The sequence below is a fragment of the Exiguobacterium sp. PvP048 genome (genome assembly GCF_040549175.1).
In the GTDB taxonomy this organism is placed as follows: Bacteria; Bacillota; Bacilli; order Exiguobacteriales; family Exiguobacteriaceae; genus Exiguobacterium_A; species Exiguobacterium_A artemiae.
This window is the reverse complement of record NZ_JBEPSU010000018.1, coordinates 1-1,310: the sequence shown is the minus strand read 5'-3', so window position 1 is coordinate 1,310 and position 1,310 is coordinate 1. Positions and strand designations below refer to the sequence as shown.

General features: G+C 49.2%; 1 protein-coding gene. It reads right to left on the bottom strand.

Annotated elements, in window-relative coordinates; all coding sequences use genetic code 11:
• Positions 1–30 precede the first annotated feature (30 nt).
• Positions 31–1,128 (bottom strand): ISL3 family transposase, encoded by a 1,098-nt coding sequence (locus ABIC15_RS15225; protein WP_251137737.1) that lies wholly within the window; start codon positions 1,126–1,128, stop codon positions 31–33.
• Positions 1,129–1,310: the final 182 nt, after the last annotated feature.

Here is a 1,310-nt window from a genome sequence, read left to right as displayed (position 1 = left end):
GGCTCATCACCATAACACGTGGTTGCTATTTTAACCACCAAGCTCGAGGCGCAATCTCAAAAAGAATCGTTCGAGGTTTCGGTAGCCATAACCACGACGTTTGATGAGCTTAATCTTGTTGTTCGTTCCTTCCATTTTCCCGTTCGATAGCCTTGATACAATGGTCTGACGCATCGCTTCCTCACGACCCCGGATCGCTTTCGCGATTTTTGCGAGAGGTCCGCACGGATGGAACTGGTAACGGTCCAGCCAGTCCGTCAGTCTTCGGTGAGCCTGCCTGTTACACGTTGCCTTCAGCACATACCGGATATGTTGGAGTCCTCTATATAGATCCTGAGTAAAGGCGTCTTCTAGAATACAAGAACGGGCGACCTCTCGGTCTTCTGGAGCCAGCATTTCTGGGCGACAAGCCAGTGCACGGTCAATGACGCGAATATGATGATGGCGTTTCGTCTCGTTCAAAAATCGACGCCGACGGCGAAGAGCGTCCGTGAAGAACTGGATGAGATGAAAACGATCCAGTACATGCGCTGCACTCGGGAAGACACGATTAGTTGCCTTCGCCATCGCAGGTGCAAAATCACTGACGACAGAACGAACATCTCCCAGTACACCTTGAAGCGCAGCCGTGATCGCCGATACGTCCCGACCCGGGACGATAGACAGAAGACGTCCAGTCTTGGCATCAAGAACGATCGTCGCATAGTGGTGTCCTTTTCTCGTGGCGAACTCATCGACGAGGATGTGTGTCGCCTGTCCCACTGTATCCACTGAAGCGTACTGATAAAACCACCGTTCCACAGTCGTATAAGGAAGTTCATATTCATGCGCAACATCTGAAATTGTGCGGCCATGGCACCGTTCTGTGATGCCTTTTCGGAACACTTCGGTAGAAGTACGGACGAGTCCGAGACCGTAGTCATATACAAACGTCAAATCACAAGAGAGGCATCTTTGACGTGGGACATCTAGTTCGATCCACAAGGCACCGACTCCCCACGCATGACCGTGTCGAAAACGACGACGCTTTTTCGAATGCAAGATAGTCTTTTTTTCGCATAGCGGACAAGGGATTTCATGTGTATCAGGAATGATAGGAAATACGTGCGGTTCTTCATCGGACGACATCTGGATTTGAAAAAGGGCTGGAAGCGGAAGAATTAATTTGATAAACTGTTGGGACAAGGCGAAAACTCCAATCGTGGTTTGTCTAGACAACAATTACGATACCGGGGTTTTCGCTTTTTTTCTATGTTCGATTTAAAATCCGATGGATTTTATGTGTCAACCACACCTTATGGTGATGAGCC

Bases quoted from the DNA above. Each gene is read 5' to 3' on its own strand.
- ABIC15_RS15225 (WP_251137737.1), bottom strand. From the start codon at position 1,128: ATGTCGTCCGATGAAGAACCGCACGTATTTCCTATCATTCCTGATACA.